General features: G+C 64.8%; 14 protein-coding genes. 3 read left to right on the top strand and 11 right to left on the bottom strand.

Going from position 1 to position 19,264, the window contains the following annotated elements:
- Window positions 1–116: 116 nt before the first annotated feature.
- From AD664_RS24170 to hflK (AD664_RS24185), 4 genes are read right to left on the bottom strand one after another with little or no spacing between them, the layout of a single operon-like run.
- A complete protein-coding gene (locus tag AD664_RS24170; protein ID WP_053150539.1) occupies window positions 117–2,024 on the bottom strand; it encodes a cation-translocating P-type ATPase in 1,908 nt (635 codons plus the stop codon).
- Window positions 2,021–3,073 carry a protease modulator HflK gene (gene hflK, locus AD664_RS24175; RefSeq protein WP_053150542.1) on the bottom strand — a complete coding sequence of 351 codons (1,053 nt, stop codon included), beginning with the start codon at window positions 3,071–3,073 and terminating at the stop codon, window positions 2,021–2,023. Before hflK (AD664_RS24175) ends, AD664_RS24170 begins: the two co-directional genes overlap by 4 nt.
- Window positions 3,070–4,110 (bottom strand): protease modulator HflC, encoded by a 1,041-nt coding sequence (gene hflC, locus AD664_RS24180; RefSeq protein ID WP_053150545.1) that lies wholly within the window; start codon window positions 4,108–4,110, stop codon window positions 3,070–3,072. Before hflC ends, hflK (AD664_RS24175) begins: the two co-directional genes overlap by 4 nt.
- Entirely contained in the window at window positions 4,107–6,071 is a 1,965-nt protein-coding gene (gene hflK, locus AD664_RS24185; RefSeq protein WP_053150548.1) for a protease modulator HflK, read from the bottom strand. The genes hflC and hflK (AD664_RS24185) overlap by 4 nt, the downstream gene beginning before the upstream one ends.
- Before the next feature lie 221 nt (window positions 6,072–6,292).
- On the opposite strand from hflK (AD664_RS24185), the gene lpdA reads away from it, so the two are divergent.
- Window positions 6,293–7,693: a dihydrolipoyl dehydrogenase gene (gene lpdA, locus AD664_RS24190; protein WP_053150552.1), complete on the top strand. Its 1,401-nt coding sequence runs from the start codon at window positions 6,293–6,295 to the stop codon at window positions 7,691–7,693.
- Window positions 7,694–7,818: 125 nt separating this feature from the next.
- Here the strand turns inward: lpdA and AD664_RS24195 are convergent, their stop codons facing one another.
- From AD664_RS24195 to AD664_RS24225, 7 genes are all read right to left on the bottom strand, one after another.
- The gene (locus AD664_RS24195; RefSeq protein WP_053150556.1) at window positions 7,819–9,963 is read right to left on the bottom strand and encodes a hypothetical protein; all 2,145 of its coding nucleotides are present in this window, start codon (window positions 9,961–9,963) and stop codon (window positions 7,819–7,821) included.
- Window positions 9,950–11,143, bottom strand: a complete 1,194-nt coding sequence (locus AD664_RS24200) for a DUF3142 domain-containing protein (RefSeq protein WP_053150557.1) — start codon at window positions 11,141–11,143, stop codon at window positions 9,950–9,952. The genes AD664_RS24195 and AD664_RS24200 overlap by 14 nt, the downstream gene beginning before the upstream one ends.
- Window positions 11,144–11,218: 75 nt before the next feature.
- Window positions 11,219–12,043 carry a class I SAM-dependent methyltransferase gene (locus AD664_RS24205; RefSeq protein ID WP_053150561.1) on the bottom strand — a complete coding sequence of 275 codons (825 nt, stop codon included), beginning with the start codon at window positions 12,041–12,043 and terminating at the stop codon, window positions 11,219–11,221.
- Entirely contained in the window at window positions 12,037–13,191 is a 1,155-nt protein-coding gene (locus AD664_RS24210; RefSeq protein ID WP_053150564.1) for an acyltransferase, read from the bottom strand. The genes AD664_RS24205 and AD664_RS24210 overlap by 7 nt, the downstream gene beginning before the upstream one ends.
- Complete coding sequence (locus AD664_RS24215) at window positions 13,188–14,060, bottom strand: bifunctional 2-polyprenyl-6-hydroxyphenol methylase/3-demethylubiquinol 3-O-methyltransferase UbiG (protein ID WP_053150567.1); 873 nt, start codon at window positions 14,058–14,060, stop codon at window positions 13,188–13,190. The genes AD664_RS24210 and AD664_RS24215 overlap by 4 nt, the downstream gene beginning before the upstream one ends.
- Complete coding sequence (locus tag AD664_RS24220) at window positions 14,057–15,349, bottom strand: glycosyltransferase (RefSeq protein WP_053150570.1); 1,293 nt, start codon at window positions 15,347–15,349, stop codon at window positions 14,057–14,059. The genes AD664_RS24215 and AD664_RS24220 overlap by 4 nt, the downstream gene beginning before the upstream one ends.
- Window positions 15,343–16,962, bottom strand: coding sequence for a glycosyltransferase (locus AD664_RS24225; protein ID WP_053150572.1), 1,620 nt, complete (start codon window positions 16,960–16,962; stop codon window positions 15,343–15,345). Before AD664_RS24225 ends, AD664_RS24220 begins: the two co-directional genes overlap by 7 nt.
- Before the next feature lie 422 nt (window positions 16,963–17,384).
- On the opposite strand from AD664_RS24225, the gene AD664_RS24235 reads away from it, so the two are divergent.
- Both AD664_RS24235 and gmd read left to right on the top strand, forming a co-directional pair.
- Complete coding sequence (locus tag AD664_RS24235; protein ID WP_053150578.1) at window positions 17,385–18,296, top strand: GDP-mannose 4,6-dehydratase; 912 nt, start codon at window positions 17,385–17,387, stop codon at window positions 18,294–18,296.
- Window positions 18,293–19,261, top strand: a complete 969-nt coding sequence (gene gmd, locus AD664_RS24240) for a GDP-mannose 4,6-dehydratase (RefSeq protein ID WP_042731396.1) — start codon at window positions 18,293–18,295, stop codon at window positions 19,259–19,261. The genes AD664_RS24235 and gmd overlap by 4 nt, the downstream gene beginning before the upstream one ends.
- Window positions 19,262–19,264: the final 3 nt, after the last annotated feature.

Raw genomic sequence — 19,264 nt, forward strand, 5'->3', positions numbered from 1 at the left:
CGAATTTATAGCCTTTTTCTATTACTGCCCCATATTCACTCCCTGTAACGGGTACTCCCAGCGGTGGCGCGCCCTCTCAATACTAGACTGCAACGGCGCCGGACAGTTCGCCGAGGTCAGCCTTCGCTGATTTTCAGCAATGGCTCCTGGAACCGCAGCAGACGCCCGGCATTGCCCAGCACCAGCAGCGTGCTCAGGTTATGCAACAACGCAGCGATCATCGCCCCCGCCGCGCCGAGCCAACCGAATGCGGCAAAGGCGACGATGGCCAGGGTCCAGCCCAGGCCGATGATCACGTTGACCTGCAAGGTACGTCGACATTGGCGGCTGAGCCGCACGCACGTGCCGAGGCGGCGCAGGTCGCTGCCGATCAGCACGATGTCCGATGACGCGAGGGCAATGTCCGCGCCACCGGCCCCCATCGCTACGCCGACCACACCGGCCTTGAGCGCCAGGGAATCGTTGATACCATCGCCCACCACCATCGGGCGGAAGCCATGGTCGATTTCGGTCATGACCCGGTTGAGCTTGTCTTCCGGCAACGCCTGGGCTTGCACCTCGCGGATGCCGACATCCTGTGCCAAGGCGTTGGCCACGCTGTGCCGATCACCGGTCAGCAGCAACTGACGGCCCAAGCCCAGCTCGCGCAACTCCGCCAGGGCCATCCGGGCTTCCGGTTTGACGCTGTCGGCCAACAACAGCCAGGCGAGAAACTTGCCGTCCAGGGCCAAGCCGGCGATCGGACCGTCGTGGACAGGAACCGCGCAGGTCTCGATCCCCAGCTGGGCGAACAACTCCGGCCGACCCAGCGCCGCTTCGCCCTGCCCGGTCATCGCGACCACACCGAGCCCCTGGCGCTCATGGACCTGCGTCAGGGGCAGGCAGTGTTCCGGTTCGACCAACCCGGCCAATGCGCGGCTGACCGGGTGGCTGCTGGCCGAACCCAAACTCGCCGCCAGCGGCAGCAACACATCGGCTGGGTCATCCTGGGTGCCTTCGATGGATTGCAAACGCAGGGCGCCGTACGTCAGGGTGCCGGTCTTGTCGACCACCAGCGAAGTGAGGTCGGCCAACTCTTCCAGAAAGGCCGAGCTGCGAATCAGGATCCCGTGACGCGCCGCCACGGCGATTCCTGCGATGGCCGTCGCCGGCGCCGACAGCACCAACGCGCAAGGGCAAGCCGCTACCAGCACCGCGAGCATGGCCTGGGCGTCATGGGTCACGAACCAGGTCACCGCCGCCAGCAGCAACACCAACACCAGATAGCGAGCGGCGTAGCGCTCCAGCAAACGGGTGATGGGCGGTTTCGAACGCTCGGCGTTCTGCATCAGGGCGATGACCTTGCCGAGCGTTGACTCATCACCGGTGCGGGTCACTTCCAGGCGCAGCAAACCATCCAAATTGATTGCGCCACCAAAAACCTCGGTGCCCACCCCCGCCTCCAGCGGCACCGATTCGCCGGTGATCGGCGCCGTGTCGAGGCTCGCCTGGCCGGACAGCACACGACCGTCCGCAGGCACCCGGTCACCGGCACGCACCTCCACCACATCACCGGGGCGCAACGTGCCGTTGTCGACTTCGACGATCGAGCCGTCGGCCAGCACTCTGCGGCCCAGACTGCGGGTGAGCTGGCCGAGGGCATGGATCGCCTCCTGGGAGCCGATGACGCTGCGCTCTTCCAGCACGTGGCCGAAGATCATGATGATGGGCAACAACGCCGCCGTCAGCAGATCGCCTGTAGCCCAGGCCCCGAGCATCGCCAAGGCGATCAACTGGTCGGTGATCCCGTGCAAGCTCGGATAGCGCAAGCTGTACCAGGCCGAACGCATGACCGGAACCGCCACCAGCAGCGAGGCGGCACCCAACAGCAATTGGCTGACCCCTGTTTGCTCTGGCAACCAGCCGCGCCATACCAAACCCAAGGCGAGCAGCCCGAGCGCAAGCATCGCCAGGGTCAGTTGGCGTGCGGCGGTGCGCTGTTCCGCCGAAGACAACATCGGCAGCGCGTTGACTTGAGCAGTCATTGTTCAGCTCCCTGGATGATCAGGCGGGAATCGTCTTTCGGATCGACCGTGGTCACGGAACCGGCCTGGCGAAGGATCGCCGGCACACGCTCACGATAAAGGCGCAGTAGGATCTGCGGATCAGTGCCCTGAGTTTTTGCCAGGCCCAGTACCGTGGCCGTATCGGCCGACGCCTTGGCGAGCCGTTCGCTGGCTTGGGCGTGGGCGACCTGGAGTGCGCGATCAGCGTCCTGGCGGGCCGTCTGGGTAAGCTTTTCCGCGTCGGTGCGGGCGTTGGCCACGGCTTTGTCAGCCTGCTGGCTGGCAGTCAATACCGCGTTGAAGGCACTCACCGCCGGGCCCGGCAGGCTCGATTGCACATCCACCCGTGCCACTTCGATACCCAGGCCCTGCCCTGTCGCCGCCAAGTCGGCCAGGCGCCGGTTGATGCCCTGGACCAGATCGCCACGCAGCCGTTCACGACGCTCGGCGGCCTGGCTGTCATTGCCCATCAGTTCCGGCCTCGCCACCAGAATCGTGTCCAGGTCCCGCGCTGCCGTCAGGGCCACGGCACTGCGGGTCGCCAGTCGATCGAGCGCCGGCAGCACGTGTTCGCCTTGAAGCACAAAGGCGTAGGGGTCGGTGACTTTGTAGAACACCCGCACATCCAGTTGCACCACCCCGGCATCTCCGGTTAACAAATAACCAGAACCGGCCAGCGCATCACTGATCGGCGTGGCGAAGCTGGCCACCCGGTCGGCCTGCAAAGCAGCGTCCGATCGCAGCAGGTTTTCTACCCGTCGCTCCAGTACCCGATCCGCCGCGGGCAACAGAATCACTTGTTCCACGGGACTGGGCCACGCCAATAGCAGCCCGGCATTCTGGATTCGATCCAAGGCCCCGAAGTGCAACACCACGGCGCGGTTCTGTGGATCGATCTGCCGCACATTGGAGCAAGCCCAGGCCAGCGCGGCCAGTACCGTCACCGCGTAAAGCCCGAGAAACGCCAGGCGACCGGCCTGCGCCCATGGGCTGGCCAGCGGATTTGTTCCACGTGGAACCACACTCATGGTTGTGTTCCACCCTTGGCGTCCAGCGCCGGCGGACCGTCAACCAGCACCCGAAACGGCGCCGCATCGGTGCGCAAAATCAACTTGGTAGCGGGGCTGACCACGGTGCCCAGGGTGTCCAATGAGCGCAGCAGGTTGTAGAGCTGCGGTGAGCCGGCGTAAGCCTTGCCATAGATTTCGGCGGCTTCCACTCGGGATTGCGCCTCGATCTCGGCCGCTTTCACCGTGGCATCGGCCTGCATGACCCGCGCATCCCGCTCGGCGGCAGAACGGATTTGCGCCGCTTCGCGCTTGCCGATGGCGGTGCGTTCGGTGGCAATGGTTTCGCGCTCGGCACGCATGCGATCCACCGTCGCGGTCAGTGTCACCGAAGGCAAGGTCAGGCGCTCGACACCGACCTGCAACACGCGCACGCCGTAGGTGGTGAGCAACTGTTGATCAATTTGCTGGCGCAGCTGCGCCTCGAAATCGGCGATGTGCACTTGGCTGGCATCGGTGTTGACCAGGTTCGCCAGGTCGAAGCTGGCGGCGGTGGTTTCGAGGGCCGAACCGACAAACGTGCGGATCTGCCGCGCGGCTTCGTCCGGCTGGTTCTGCACTGCCCGCATGAAACGTTGCACGTTGTCCGGGTCACCCTGGACCTGCCACGCCACGTACGCCTGGACAATGATCCGCAGGCCATCGCGCGTACCGACATCCTGCAAGCCGCTGGACGTGGTGCGCAGACGCAAGTCCACCGGAATAGCCGCTTCGAACGGCGCCGGCCACCGCCACCCCAACCCTGGCTGCAGCAGGACTCGCGCCGGGTTGCCGAAACGAGTGATTACGGTGGCTTCTCCCGAACGAACTTGCACCAGGCTCGCGGCGGCGACCGCGAACGCGACCAGCAGCGCCGCCCAGCCCATGCGCCGCCAAGGAAACGGCCCAGCTTCCTGGGGCTCACCGTGATGGTGGTGATGATGCCCATGGTGGTGGCCGGCATGAGCGTGAGCGTGGCCGGCGTGGTCGTGGCGACCGTGTGAAGAGGACTGGCTCAATGGGCAGCTCCTGGCAGGACAGGGTTACGCGGCGACGCGGGGTCTGCCGGCAGCGTGAAAGTACGCAGGTCGAGGGTGGGCGCGTTGCCGCCGCCCCCCAGGCGATGATCGAGAATCAGCAGCTTGGCGTTGCCCAGGCCTTGGCTGAGTTGGCTCAGGTAGCGCTCCAGCACAAAGGCGCGCCCGGCGGAGGCATAGGCTTGGCGGTCAGCGTTAAAGCGCAGATCGGCGGCCTGGGCAGCCGCGTGGGTTTCCCGGGCTCCGGCCTGGGCCTGGTCGCGGGCAACACTGGCTTGCAGTTGTGCCTGGTTGGTCTGCTCCGCCGCCGCCCCTCGTTCGCGCGAAATCAGCGCCTGGGCACCTATCTGCGCCGCTTGCACACCGTGGTAGGCGTTGGCCGCTCCGGCCGGTGGATGAATTGCTTCTACCACCGTCGCCAGGATTTCCACCCCGCTGTCCAGCGCCTGCAAATCCGCCTGGACCGCGCGACCAATCTCGTCGGCCAGGCTGACGCGATCAGCGCCCAACAAGCCATCCAGCGTGCGCGAGGCGAACTCATGCACCAGAACACGGCTGGCGGTGCTGCGGATCAGCGTGGGAGTGTCGGCGCTGTTGTAGGTGGCCGCCAACGCGGCGGCGTCGCTCAGGCCAATGCGGTAGACGAAGCGCACGTCCATGTTGACGATCTGGAAGCTCTCCTGATCCGCCCGCCGACTGGCGATGACCTGGGACTTGTCGTTGACATGGCTGGCGTCCCACAACCGGTTGGCAACCGCCGACGCCGGCCCCTCGGCCGGTTCGACGTCCGCGGCCGCCGCAGTGTCGGCGGCACTGCTCGCCAACTCGTGCACGACCCCATTCTCGACAGCCAGCACCCTGCCCCACGGCCAGGGCAGCCCTGCGTGCAAGCCCGGGCCGAAGACCTCCACAGGCTTACCGAAGCGCTCATAGATTCCGCGCGCTTGCAGCGGCACTTCATGCACGCCCGTCAGCAACCAGCCCACCAAGGCCACCAAGGCCAACACCGGCAGGAAAGCGCGACGCATGTAGCTGAACGCCCAGATCTGACGCAGGTCGATGCCGAAGCGGTTGTGCAGTTCGTGCTGCAACGCCTGCAAGGGTTGCGGCGGCCAGCGCAGCAGATCGGCAATGACACTACGGCCCAACAGGGTCGGCTCCACCGCATCCCGACGGGGGCTGAACAGCGACAACACGGCACGCAGCAGCAACTCCAGCGCCACAAGCCCCGGCAGCACACCCATCAACACCGCCAGGCGCGCAGGCCAGACCGATGTTTCGCCGGCGAACAACAGGCACAACGCGCCAAGGACCAGCACGATGATCGGCACCCGCACCAGTTGCGCAAGCGGCTGCGCTTCCGGCCACTCCACGGCAGGTTGCTGGGCCAATTGGCGCTCGAACACCAGCAACCCGAATGCCAGCAGCAACGACAGCGCCGCGCCAACACTGGCCGACGTCCCAAGGGCGGCAGCGGGCAACGTCAGGTTCCAGACGTGCGCCAGGCTCGACAGCACCAGCGTTGCCCAGCCGGCCAGCCACAACGCCGGTGCGCCGATGTGCGCGAGCAGGCCGGCCCAGCGCGCGCCGAGCCGTTCGAGCAATCGCTCATACCACCCACCCGGCTCATCCACCGGCGGTTGCGGCGAAGCCGGGTTATCCCGCGGCGGCGCTAACGCCTTGCCGCGCCATTGCGCGATCCACCCGGCCGATTGCACACCGGCCAGCAGCACCAGCACGCTTGCGCCCTGGCTCACCAGCAGGGCCGGCCACAGCGACAGCGGCGAGAACAACCCGATAAAAAACGCCAGCACCCCGGCCAGGCCTGCCGCCCCACCCAGCATCAGGACCATTCGCCTCATGCGACGCCCATGCACTGTCGCACGCTGAAAGCGCGGCCATTCGGCCACCTGGCCTCCCTCGACATCAAGATCGACTTGCATACCACCCCAGCGCTTGTGGCGATCAAAACCCGGGCTTGTGGACAGAAGCCACCGCCGCTTCGTTATATCTCGTTACCTTATAACGATTACTGTGAAATTTCCGTTTTGAATTCTTCATGCCGCAAGCCATGCCAGCCCCTTGACTTAAGCCTTGACCGTAATCCGTGGAAACGCTCATATTACGAGCATAATTTTTTATCAGGCCAAGTGGGAGAAGCGCGATGAGCAATTACGACGTAGTCATTCTGGGCGGCGGCCCTGGCGGGTACAACGCGGCGATCCGGGCTGGACAGTTGGGCTTGCGGGCCGCCTGCGTCGAAGGCCGCGCGACCCTGGGCGGCACCTGCCTGAACGTCGGTTGCATGCCTTCCAAAGCCTTGCTTCACGCCTCCGAATTGTACGAGGCGGCGACGGGATCGGCGTTCGCCAACCTGGGGATCGAGGTGCGCCCTACCCTCAATCTGGCGCAAATGATGAAACAAAAAGACGAAAGCGTGGCGGGCCTGACCAAAGGCATCGAGTTCCTGTTTCGCAAGAACAAGGTCGACTGGATCAAGGGCTGGGGCCACATCGACGGACCCGGCAAGGTCACCGTCACCGCCGAAGACGGCAGCAAGACCGAACTCAGCGCCAAGGACATCGTCATCGCCACGGGCTCCGAACCGATGCCGCTGCCCGGCGTGACCATTGATAATCAACGTATCCTCGACTCCACCGGCGCGCTGTCGCTGGATGAAGTGCCGCGCCACCTGGTGGTGATCGGCGCGGGCGTCATCGGCCTCGAACTGGGGTCGGTCTGGCGGCGGTTGGGCGCCCAAGTGACCGTGGTCGAATACCTCGATCGCATCTGCCCGGGCGTGGACGCAGAAGCCGGCAAGACCTTGCAACGGGCCCTGGCCAAGCAGGGCATTGCATTCATGTTGAGCAGCAAAGTCACCGGCGCCATCCCCTCGGCCAGCGGCGTGCAAGTGCAGGTTGAGCCCGCCGCCGGCGGCGAGGCCCAGAACCTGGACGCCGATTACGTGCTGGTTGCCATCGGTCGTCGGCCGTATACCCAGGGGTTAGGGCTGGCCAACGTCGGGCTGGAACCTGACTCGCGCGGCATGCTTGCCAACCGGCATCACCGTACCGAAGCACCCGGGGTCTGGGTGATCGGCGATGTGACGTCCGGACCGATGCTGGCCCACAAGGCCGAAGACGAAGCCATGGCCTGCATCGAACAGATCGCCGGCAAGGCCGCCGAGGTCAACTACGCGCTGATCCCCAGCGTCATCTACACCCGTCCGGAACTGGCCAGCGTCGGCCAGACCGAGGAGCAGCTCAAGGCCGAAGGCCGCGCCTACAAGGTCGGGAAGTTTCCGTTCACGGCCAATAGCCGGGCGAAAATCAATCACGAAACCGAAGGGTTCGCCAAGGTCCTGGCCGACGAGCGCACCGATGAGATCCTCGGCGTACACCTGGTGGGCCCAAGTGTCAGTGAAATGATCGGCGAATACTGCGTGGCGATGGAGTTCAGTGCCTCGGCCGAGGACATCGCCCTCACCTGCCATCCACACCCCACGCGCTCCGAGGCATTGCGCCAGGCGGCCATGAATGTCGAGGGGATGGCGACCCAGATGTAACCCCTCCCCTGCCGCATTGCTTTTTTGTGGGAACGAGCTTGCTCGCGAAGAACGGTAACGCGACCTGTCCATAGACCGCGATGTCCGCTTCGCGAGCAAGCTCGTCCCACAAGGGAGGGGATGACTCAGGCTGGCCGGGCTTTGCGCCGACGCCGACTGACCAGCCCCAGCACCGCTGCCGCCACCAGCACCAGAGCGCCCACCAGCAGCCAATGTTTATACGGTCGCAGTACCGAGCGGATCGGGTCCAGCGCCTGGGTAACATAGCGCTTGTTGGCGTTGTGGAATTCCGGCTCCGGGCATTGGTAGCCGAAATTTGCGGCCCACTCCACGTACGGTCCTTCCTTCACGTACCGCTGGTACAACGCGCTCTGCTCTTCGAGGCTGGAGTTGTAGCCGACCGCCTTGCACAACACGGCCGCAAATGCCTGGCTGGTGTGGGGCAGGTGATCCGCCGCCTGGCTCGCCAACGCCGTGGCGACAAAGCGATAGTGGTAACGCACGTCCGGTTGCGCGGCGCTGGCCTGTTGGCGTTGCACCTCACCTTCGGCCACCAGGGGTCCGACCTTCAACTCCACCGGCTCCAGGGCATAGCTGCCACCGAGGCTGGCGTAGTCCGGCGCCATCTCATACCCCAGCAGTTCCATGCCCCATTGGCGCGCGATCCGGGACGCATGGTAGTAAGCCTCGGCCTGCCGGGTGGGCCACCATCTGGATTCCGCGTCCTGGCGCGCCTGCCCGTAGGCCCGTGCCTTGTCCTGCAGATCGGCATTGTCGAAATAGGCCGGCGCTTCGTCGTAGCGCCCTTCGCGCAACAAACGTCGTCCCAGCAGGTTGCGCAGGCTCGCGGCGACCGGCAACGGCACGTAGTTGTCGCGATCCTGTTGGCTCAATGCCGGCGGCGCCGGCACTTGCGTGTCGACGTACTGCTTGAGTTCCTCCACCGTCAGTACCCGCTCGGCGACTGCGGCGGCGTCGTACCAGTAATTGCTCTGGCCCCGGTAGAGCTGATCGAAAGCTTGCAGGTAATCCCCGCGCTGCAAGGCGAGGATCGCGCTTTCACCGTCGACCCGGCACTTGGGCTGCACCGTCTCGTAGTCCCAATCCGGCGTACGCCGGTTGCCCCACGACTCGTCTTTCGGGAACGCTTGGGCCGCTTTGGCATAGGCCGCCGCCGCGGCGACTTTATCGCCATCGCGCAACGCCAGCTTAGCCCGCACCCACCAGGCCAATCCGGTGTCGGCGGCTTTATCCACAAAGGCCTTGGCGCTGGCGTAATCGCCGTGCTGGTAACTCACCGCCGCCAAGCGATCGGCATCCTCAAGATTGTCCCGGGCGTTGGCTTGCAACAGTTTGACCAGCCGTTTCTCGCCCGAGGGCTCTTCGCCGTCCCACCAACCAATGCGGCTGAGCAAGTAGGCGGCCGCCAGGCGCTGCACCGCGCGGGATTTAAGCAACCCCGTCAATGGCTCATCCGGCTGCACGTAGAGATCGCCGGCCAACTGCAACAAGGAGCTGTAGCCGACCGGAGATCCTTGCGCGGACTGGCTCGCATACAGCCCGATGGCACTGTCCCAGTCGCCCGCGGTGTAGGCCACCCTGGCCTCTTCGCCCAGGCTGGCGATGCCCAATTCCAACGGGTCGCTGAAGCCGGCCACGCTCATCTCCCGGGCCTGGCGGAACGCCGCGCGGGCCTGCTCCTGCAACGCCGTCGGCTCGCCACTGCCCGCCTCGGTGCTCATGGCGAACAAGGCGCGTCCCAGGGAATACGCCGCCCAGGTGCTGCGCAACGGGCGCTGATCGGCCGGCAACGCCAGTAACTGCTGGAAGGCTTCGGCAGCGCGCTGGTGCTCGCCAGCGCTGAAGGCCGCCGCGCCAATGGCGTACAACCGCAACTCGGGCGGCAGGTTCGCGGCCTCGGTGGCAATCTGCTCGACATCGTTGAGGGCCCGCAGACGCTCGACCACCGCTTGTTGCGGGGGCGTCAGGCCCATCCGTTCGGCCTGATTGCGCTGTTCAACATAGGACGACACGTCGTCATAGCTGTAATCGGGGTTGCGAGTGGCCTCGGTGGCCGGCTTGAGCCCGGCAATCGCCTGGCCGAGGCGACTGACCTCGAAGCGAAAGCTGCCTTCAGGCAACTCAGCCAATGACTGGGCGCGGTTATCCAACAGGCGCATCGGGAACTCCGGCCCGCAAGCCAGCGCTTGGCCCAGCGGCAGGCTGAGGCTCAGGCACAGCAGGCGACGGGGCCACTTACGGGTCAACATTGAAGCCTCCTTGATCAATTTTCGTACAGCGCGCCCAGCCGATCGCGCGCTGGGCACCGGCGGCCAAGCGGCCTTCCCGAATGCGGGTGAAGGTAAGCAGTCCGGGAGTTTGTTGCAACGTGTAACCGGCCAAGGCATCGACGCCGTCACACCCGCCCACCGCCAACGTCAGGTGCTGGGGCCAGGGGCTGTCGAGATTGCCCTGGTTGACCAGCGCGATATCGTACAAACCGCCCCGCTCCGCCAGTTGCACGACCAGTCGGCTGGTCAGGGCATCGCCCCGGGCGACGGCCGCGAGCGTGGTCAGGCTCCAGGCCCGGCGATCGCCGGCCAGCGGCAGGCGGAACCAGATCAACCCGGCCAGGTGTTTCGGTGGGTCGTTGCGCAGGCTCGCCGCCAGCCCGGCCACTTGTTGTGGATCGGCCAACAGCTCGCGCCGCTCGCCCCCCAGATCGATCGGCACCTCGCTTTCCACCACGGGCGCACCGCTTTCCTGGGTCAGCAACGCCACACCGTAGGCCGGCAGGGCCAGGTAGAACGGGCGCGTGGTGACCGCGCTCCAGCGTTCAGCCCAACGCCGGGCCTGGTCCGGGTCGAACAGCCCTTTTCGCGGATCGCTCACCGCATGAACCTGCAGCACGCTGCTCTGCACCGTCGCCAATACCTCCGGCAACGCGGGGCTGTCGAGCCAGGCCGGCAGCGCGGTGATGCTCAGCCGCAGGCTGTCCGGCAAACGCTGCCGCAACTGGCGAAGGAATTGCCCGTAGACCGGCAAGCGCGCATTGCCCGCGTCGTGGTCGATCTCCACCCCCACGGGCGCTAGGCCTTGAGTCTGCCAGTCGTTGAGCACCTGCTGGATCTGCGCGATCACCTCGTCCTGGTCCAGGGATTTGAGCTGCCCATCCAGGCGAATCACCGCGATCAGCGGGCGCCCGTCCGCCTTCAGCAAGAGCGGATCGATCCGTGTCCGGTTCCAGCCGGCGCCAGGGAACGCTTGCAGCGCCAGCACCCGCAGGCTGGAGAAATCGGCATGGCTTTGCCGCAGCGCCGGCGCGTGTGCCGGGGTCCATTGGCGTTGCCAGATGTAGAGTTGCTGATCCAGGGGCGGGGCTGGCGGTCGTTCACAGCCGCCCATGAGCAGCATGGCGAAGGCCAGCGACAGCCGGAAAAGAACACCCATGAAACCTCACCACCCCAGCAAAAGGTCGGCAGATTAACGCCACCCGGCCCCGCGGCAAACCCGTTTCGCCAGGACCTATGGCAGCACGCCAGGCTTGCGCGCAATGATCACCTGACTCTTGGCCACCACCGCGTCCAGCGCTTGCTTGATCTGCGCGCCCCGAGGGGAATTGAGCACGGCCTGCCAGGTGTCGGCCCAGTGGTTGAGCAAGGGGTGGTCGGCGTTACTGAAATCGACCTTGGCCTCCCAGAACAACAGCATCCACAACGACCAGTAGAACCCGTACTGACTGTGGCTCAACACCTCCAGCCCGGCCTCGCTGACCATGGCCTTGAACTGCTCTTCGCTGATGATGCGAATGTGGTTGGGCTTCTGGAAGTACTCCGGCGCGGCGATGTCTTTCTGCAATTCTTCGGAGCTGGGGTGCGGCACGCTCAACAGGTACAGCGCACCGGGCTGGCCAACCCGCACCAGTTCGGCGAGAAACTGCGCCGGGTCGTCGACATGCTCGATGACCTCGGTGGAAACCACCCGGGTGGCCGTGGCGTCGGCGATGGGCAAAGGGTTGCAGTCGGTCACGTGGCACTCGATACCGCGCGCGGGGGTGTCGCCCAGGCGCTGGCGGGTGGCCTCGACCTTGGCGGCGTCGATGTCGGCGATGATGATCTTCGCCCCGCGCATCGCGCAGAAATGCACGTTGCCGCCATCGCCGCAGCCGACATCCAGCAACGTGTCTTGGGCGGTCACCGGGAAGCCGCTGAACAGTTCCCCCGTCTGCTGGTTGAACCAGCCGCTGAGCATCGCATCGTGCAGCCCGAGCATGTACGGGTCGACCTTGTCGGCCACGGGCGTTGCGGGCGCGGGGGTGCCCGTGGTGAGTTTCTTCAAAAGGCTCAGCATGACGGGGCTCCAGGAACAGGAAGGACGGTTCGGGCGGTGGACAGGCGTTCAACCAGGCGGACGCCGCGCTTGCGCATCGGCATTTCCACCAACCGGTAGTTGAGTTCGCTCAGCAGTCCGATCATCAGCAAGGCGCACGCCAGGGCCAGCCACGGATGGCTGGCCGGGTCCGGCGAGCCCAACGGGGCCAAGCGAAACCACAGCTCGCGCAACAGGAAGAACACCGGGATATGGATCAGGTAGATCCCATAGGAGCGGCTGCCCACCCAGGTCAGCGCGGTTTTCAGCCGGCTGCGCGGTAGCAGGTAATCCCGGTCGTAGGAGGCCACCCAGACCAGCACCCCACTGCACAGCGCAATGACCCCCAGCCGGTAGAACGACAAATTGAAGTGCTCGGTCGCGACCCAGGCCATCACGCCGCCCAGGCCCACGATCAGCAACACACCCAGGCCGGGCCAGCGCAACCCTTTGGGCTCCCAGCGCCAATAGCTCGGTTGCAGGCTCCAGATCGACAACAGCACGCCAAGGGCCAAGGCATCGGTACGGATCACCGACAGCCACAGCGCACGCCAGGTGAAGAACTGCACCACCACCACCGCCAGCAACACCCAGACCAGGTAACGGCGCGAGACGAACACCAGCAGCGGCAGGACCAGATAGAACTGCTCTTCCAGCGATAGGGTCCAGTACACGAAACTCGCCCCGTATTCGTAACGCATGAACGCGTCGGCGAAGCGCAGGTTGGCAAACTGCAGAAAACCAGCCAGGGTCGCTTGCAGGTTGGCCTGCACGCTGCCAAAGGCACCGGAACGGTTCAGGAAAAACGTCGCGAACAGAATCAGCAGCAGCCAGAGCCAGGCTGACGGCAACAGGCGAAAGGCCCGGCGAAGCCAGAAATCGCGGGTGGTGGTCCAGAATTGCCGGGGCCCATCGCAGCGGCGCAATTGGGGGATCAGGCTGCGCCCGATGACAAATCCGGATATCGCAAAGAACAGGTCCACCCCCCACCACAGCTGGAAACTGTCGGCCAGGGCCGCCAGGCGTGGCCAACCGCCGGGGAACGGCATGCCTTGCAGATGATGGAACAGCACGCCCATCACCGCGACGGCGCGCAGCAACTCGATGTCCATGATTCGCTTGCTGTTCATGTGGCACTCCCGGGCAAAAGATCAGGCTTGCGGGCGATGATGACCTGGCTCTTGGGCATGAAGCGGTCCAGCACCTGCTTGATCGCCAGGCCATCGGGTTGCGTCAGCAAGTCTTGCCAGACGCCGGCCCAACGCTCCATCAGCGGCGGGTACGGGGCCTGGATTCGGTCGCGCACGGCCCCCTCGAGGTGACGACCGGCCGCCTGTTCGCTGGCCCAGAAGAAAATCATGCCCATGACCCAGAAAAAACCGCTGGCCTGGCGGTGCTCGATCACCAGGCCTGCGTCTTCCACCAAGGCGGCAAAACGCTCGGCAGTGAACACCTGGACATGGTTGGGCGCCTGGAAATAGCTCGCCGGCGCGATACCTCGCTGCAAATGCTCGCCCACCGGGGCCGGTACGCTGAGCAGGTACTGCGCGCCCGGCCGGCCCATGCGCACCAACTCCGCCATGAACGGCTCCGGCTCGTCGATGTGCTCGAGCACTTCCATGCAGACGACCTTGTTCGCACACCCGTCGGCCAGGGGCAACGGCAAGCTGTTGCTGACCAGCCCCAGGAAGGGCGCAGTCGCTTGCGCCTCGACCTGCCGCGCCAACTCACGCACCTTGTCCTGCTCGCTGTCGGTGAAGATCACCGAAGCGCCCTGGCGCATCGCGAACAGCGTTGCCACGCCTTCGCCGCAGCCCACATCCAGCAAGGTGTCGCCGGCCCCGATGGCGAAACCCTTGAGCAATTCGCCGGTTTCAGGGCGAAACCAGCCATCGAGCATCGCGTCATAGAGGCCGGCATCACGGGGCGAAACGGCGGCAGCGGATGGCGGCGCAGGTTCGATCGACGGCCTGAGCCAGGCAAGCAGGCGCTGGATCATGGCTGCGGCGCGCTCCGACGACGCTGCCCGACCTGTTGGAAGAAAGCCGTCAGGCGCTGTTCGGCGTTGGCCTGGCTGCAGAACGTCTCCAGGCTGCGCACCGCGTGGGCCGACATCCGGCGATAGCGCTCGGGATCATTGCGAGCCACGTCATAGCTGGCGCGAAAGGCCGAGCACAGCGAGTCCCAATCGGTGACATAGCGCAGGGTCCGATAGGCCGCACGTGGATCGTGGGGCCAGGCGGTGAGTTCTTCGGTCGACTTCACCACGAAGGCATTGTCGTGATCGATGTAATCGGCCATCGCCGTGTTCAGCGGCGCGATCGCTGGACGACCGCAAGACATGAACTCCATCAAGGGCAGGCATTGCCCTTCCCCGTAGGAACTGTTGACCACATACCGGGTGGCTTCCACCAGCCGCTCGTAGTCCGCGTCCGCCAGGTAGCCGTGGATCAGCACGATGCGGCAGCGGTACGACTGGTTCTTGTAGACATGGTGCAGCATGTCGACAAGTGCCGCGGTGACATCGTGATGGGTCAGTTTGAGCACCAGGGTCGCGTCGGGCTCGTCGCGGAACGTGGTGCAGAACGCGCTGATCATGTCCTTCCAGTTCTTGCGCCCGTCGTAGGGGTTGAACACCGAGGTGTAGATCACCCCGTCCAGCAACAGCTCGCAATCCTGGGGCGGCCCGTCCAGCACCAACGGTGTGCCGGCCTGATGAGCCGGCGGACCATAGGGGCGCAGGTCGGTGGTTCGGCTGTCGATCAGCAAGCCCCGCAGTTGCAGGCGCATGTGATCGACCGTCGGTCGCTGGGCCAGCACCGCACCGCGGGCGGCGAAGCGGTCCCATACCGGCGCCGCGACAGCGACGATCGGATAATCGGCACCCATCACCTCGCGCACCGCGTTGACGGTGAAACTGGAATGGGTGATCGCCATGCCGGTCGCCCCCAGCACCACGCGCCAGTCGTGCCGGGGTTCACCCTGCCAGCTCTCGGTGGGGATGGTGCTGAATTCCCAGGCAAACACCGGCACCGTCGGGCAGGCATAGTGGGCCGCGGTGCGGTGGGGCGGTGAAAACGACAGGAACACGCAGTCTTCGCCGCGCGCCAGGCAATCGGCATACAGCGAGTCGACTTCCTCGTCCGGGCGGGTCACCTCGATCACCCGTCCCAGCCGCTCCAGCACCGGGCGGAACTCCTTGAGCACGAAGTAGTAGCTGTACTCGGGCTTGCCGAGGTTCTCCAGGATGTTGCTCTGGTTGGTTTCCGAATAAATGATGATCAGCATGACGCACTCCCCGCCTGCACCGCGAGCGGCAGGCTGGCGTCGTCATCGACCACCAGGAAATCCGCCAGGCGTTGTCGCACCGGGGCGAAGCCGCAATAGCGGCGCATCCGTTCGTTGGCGGCAGCGGCCATGGCCTGGTAGGCCTGTGGTTGACTCCGCGCCATGGCATGGCTCTGCTGGTAGGCAAGTTTCAACGAGCCCCAGTCGGGCCGATGGCGCAAGGTGCGATACAAGATGCGCGAGTCTTCCGGCCAGATGGTGGGTTCGCGGCTGGACTCGACCACAAAGGCCACCTCGGTGTCGATGTAGTCGCGCATCGCCGTGTGGTCCGGCGCAATGGCCGGACGCCCACAGGACATGAACTCCATCAGCGGCAGGCACAAGCCTTCGCAGCGCGATGCGTTGACGTAGAAGCTGGCCGCGCCGTACAGGCGGGCGAACTGCTCGTCTTCCAGGTAACCGTGCATCACGACCACGCGGCACTTGAACGGCGACAACTGAGACAGCAGCGTCAGCAACTCGACGTAGTAGGTCGACAGGTCGTTCTGGGTCATCTTCAGCACCAGCGTGGCGTCCTCGGCGTCGCGCAAGGCCCAGCAGAAAGCGGTGATCAGGTGGTGCCAGTTCTTGCGCCCGTCATCGGGGTTGAACACGCTGACATACACCACGCCGCTGACGTGGGTCTCCACCGTCTGGCTGGTGTCTGGCAACAACGCCTGGGGGTGTTCAGATACGGGGGGCGGCTCAGGCAGCGGCTCGACCACCACCGGCATGGGTGGCCCCCTCAGGATCCGGCTGACCGAAACACGGACCGGCACCGGCACAAGGTCACGGGCTGCCTCGCGATACCAGCAAAGCAGGTTGTGCTTGAGCCGCCATACCGGCCCTTGATCGGACTTCGTGGTGAAGACACGGAACACTTCGCGCAGGTAATGCCGGGAGATGAACGCACGGCGGCGCCACGTCAGGGGCGGTGGTTCAATCGCAGGTTCCACCACCGGCACCTCCACGGGCTCGGGCAGCGGCGCTTGGTCTTCGGTGAGCGGCGCGATCAAGCCATCGGCCGACAGCCCGAGGACATGACTGTCGATGATGCAGCCCTTGATCTGCAAGGTGGCGCCCGGGTTCACCGGCGTACTGGGGTACTGCTCGCGCACCGCCGCGAAACGCTCCCACAGCGGCGTCGGCAGGACCAGCACCGGAAAGTCCTCGCCCAAGGTCCGACGAATCGCCGCGGCCGTGTGGCTGGACAGGGTGATCACCCGACCATGACGCGCCAGCGTGCGGCTCCAGTCATGCCGAAGATCGTCATCCCAGTGTTCGGCCGGGATCGAATCGAACTCCCAGGCAACCACGCAGACCATCGGACACAGCAGGTCGACGGGGGTCTTGTGAGGGGGTGAAAACGAAAGAAACAGGCACTCCTGCCCGGCTTCCTGCAAGGCCCGATAAAGCGGATCGACCTCGGCCACCGACGCCACCACATGCACCGTACCCAGGCTTTCAAGCACGGGACGATAGGCCTTGAGCACGAAGTAATAACTGTACTCAGGGCGGCCCAGGCTCTGGCTGATGGAGTGGTCGTTTACGTCCGAGTAAAGAATGAAGTTCATGGCACCCCAAAAGGGAGGTCGCCCTCCTGGCCACCTCTTGTCATGACGGTCGAGCCAAAGAGCGAAGCGGTGCATGCCGCATTCGTCGTGACCCTCGCTACCCGTCTCGTTCTTATTTTAGTGATCCTCGCCCTGCCGTTCGATCTGCGAATCAGCACCGAAGAGGGTGTCGAGGGGCATTCTAAACACATCCGCCAAGGGTTCGTGAACCGCCCGACGCGAATAAACCCGCTATAAATATGAGAACTGACCGGTCACGGTTTGCGTTATTGAAATTGCCGCGAAATTGGCACAGATTGGCAACCAAACAACTACAACAAACGCTTCTCTTGGCCGATTGTTGAGGGATGTTTCCCCGATCTTACGGAGATTTCCTACTCGACCCAGCCAGGCACGAAGCATTCTTCAAAGGGGGTTGGTGCTTGAAAAAACGTCTGTTCGTCACGGGCCTCAGTGGTTTCGTAGGACGTCATATCAAATCACGTCTGGATGCTCCCGATTCGGCCTGGCACGTCATGCCCGCCGCCCGCTACGACCTGACCGACAGCAAGACCCTGGAAGCCCTCTGGCCCGAAATACCCGACGCGGTGATCCACCTGGCGGGGCAGACATTCGTCCCCGAAGCCTTCCGTGACCCGGCACGTACCCTGCAGATCAACCTGCTGGGCACGTTGAATCTTCTCCAGGCCCTCAAGGCCCGGGGGTTCAACGGAACGTTCCTGTACGTCAGCTCCGGTGACGTCTATGGCCAGGTCAGCGAGAGCCAGTTGCCCATCACCGAGTCGCAACCCGCCGCCCCGCGCAACCCTTATGCCGTGAGCAAACTGTCAGCCGAGCTGTTGAGCCTGCAATGGGGCATGAGCGAGGGCTGGCCGGTGCTGGTGGCCCGCCCGTTCAACCACATTGGCCCCGGCCAGAAGGACAGCTTCGTCATTGCCAGCGCCGCCCGCCAGATCAGCCGGATCAAGCAGGGCCTGCAACCGGCCCGGTTGCAAGTGGGCGACATCGACGTGACCCGCGACTTCCTCGACGTCGGCGACGTGATCTCGGCCTACCTGGCCTTGCTCGACAGCGGCGTGCCAGGCCAGGTCTACAACATCTGCTCGGGCCGCGAGCAGAGCATTCGCAGCCTCATCGAGCAATTGGCCGACATCGCCCAAGTCGATGTGCAACTGATCCAGGACCCTGCGCGCCTGCGCCGTGCAGAGCAACGTCGTGTTTGCGGTAGCCCCGCCAGGCTGCAGCAGGCCACGGGATGGATGCCTGAAACAACAACACAACAATCCTTGCGGGCGATCCTGTCCGACTGGGAGAAACGGGTACGAGAAGAATGAAAAGTGCATTGATCACAGGGATCACCGGCCAGGATGGCGCGTATCTGGCCAAGCTGCTGCTCGACAAGGGTTACCGGGTCCATGGCCTGGTGGCGCGGCGAAGCAGCGATTCACGCTGGCGGCTGCGCGAGACCGGCATCGAGCAGGACATCGTCTACCTTGACGGCGACATGGCCGATGCCTGCTCGGTGCAGCGGGCCGTGATCAAGTCGGCGCCGGACGAGGTGTACAACCTCGCCGCGCAAAGTTTCGTCGCTGCCTCCTGGGACCAGCCGGTGACCACCGGGATCGTCGACGGGCTGGGGGTGACCCACCTGCTCGAAGCCATTCGCCAATTCAGCCCCCATACCCGTTTCTACCAGGCGTCCACCAGTGAAATGTTCGGCCTGATCCAGGCCGAGCAACAGGATGAACACACGCCGTTCTACCCGCGCAGCCCCTATGGCGTGGCGAAGCTGTACGGCCACTGGATCACCGTCAACTACCGTGAAAGCTTCGGCCTGCACGCCAGCAGCGGCATCCTCTTCAACCATGAATCCCCCCTGCGCGGAATCGAGTTCGTGACCCGCAAGGTCACCGATGCCGCGGCTCGCATCAAGCAGGGCAAGCAGCAGGAGTTGCGCCTGGGCAATATCGACGCCAAGCGTGACTGGGGCTTCGCCGGCGATTATGTCGAGGCCATGTGGCTGATGCTGCAACAGGACAAGCCCGACGATTACGTGGTGGCCACCGGCGTGACCACCACCGTGCGGGAAATGTGCAGGATCGCCTTCGAACACGTCGATCTGGACTACCGGGACTTTGTGAAGATCGACCCGGCGTTTTTCCGCCCGGCCGAGGTCGAGGTGTTGCTCGGCAACCCGGCCAAGGCCCAGAGAGTGCTGGGCTGGAAGCCCAGGACCGACCTCGACACCCTGATCCGCATGATGATGGATGCGGACATGAAACGCGTCGCCAAGGAGTAGGCC

This window comes from Pseudomonas sp. P97.38 (assembly GCF_001269745.1).
Taxonomy (GTDB): Bacteria; Pseudomonadota; Gammaproteobacteria; order Pseudomonadales; family Pseudomonadaceae; genus Aquipseudomonas; species Aquipseudomonas chlororaphis_E.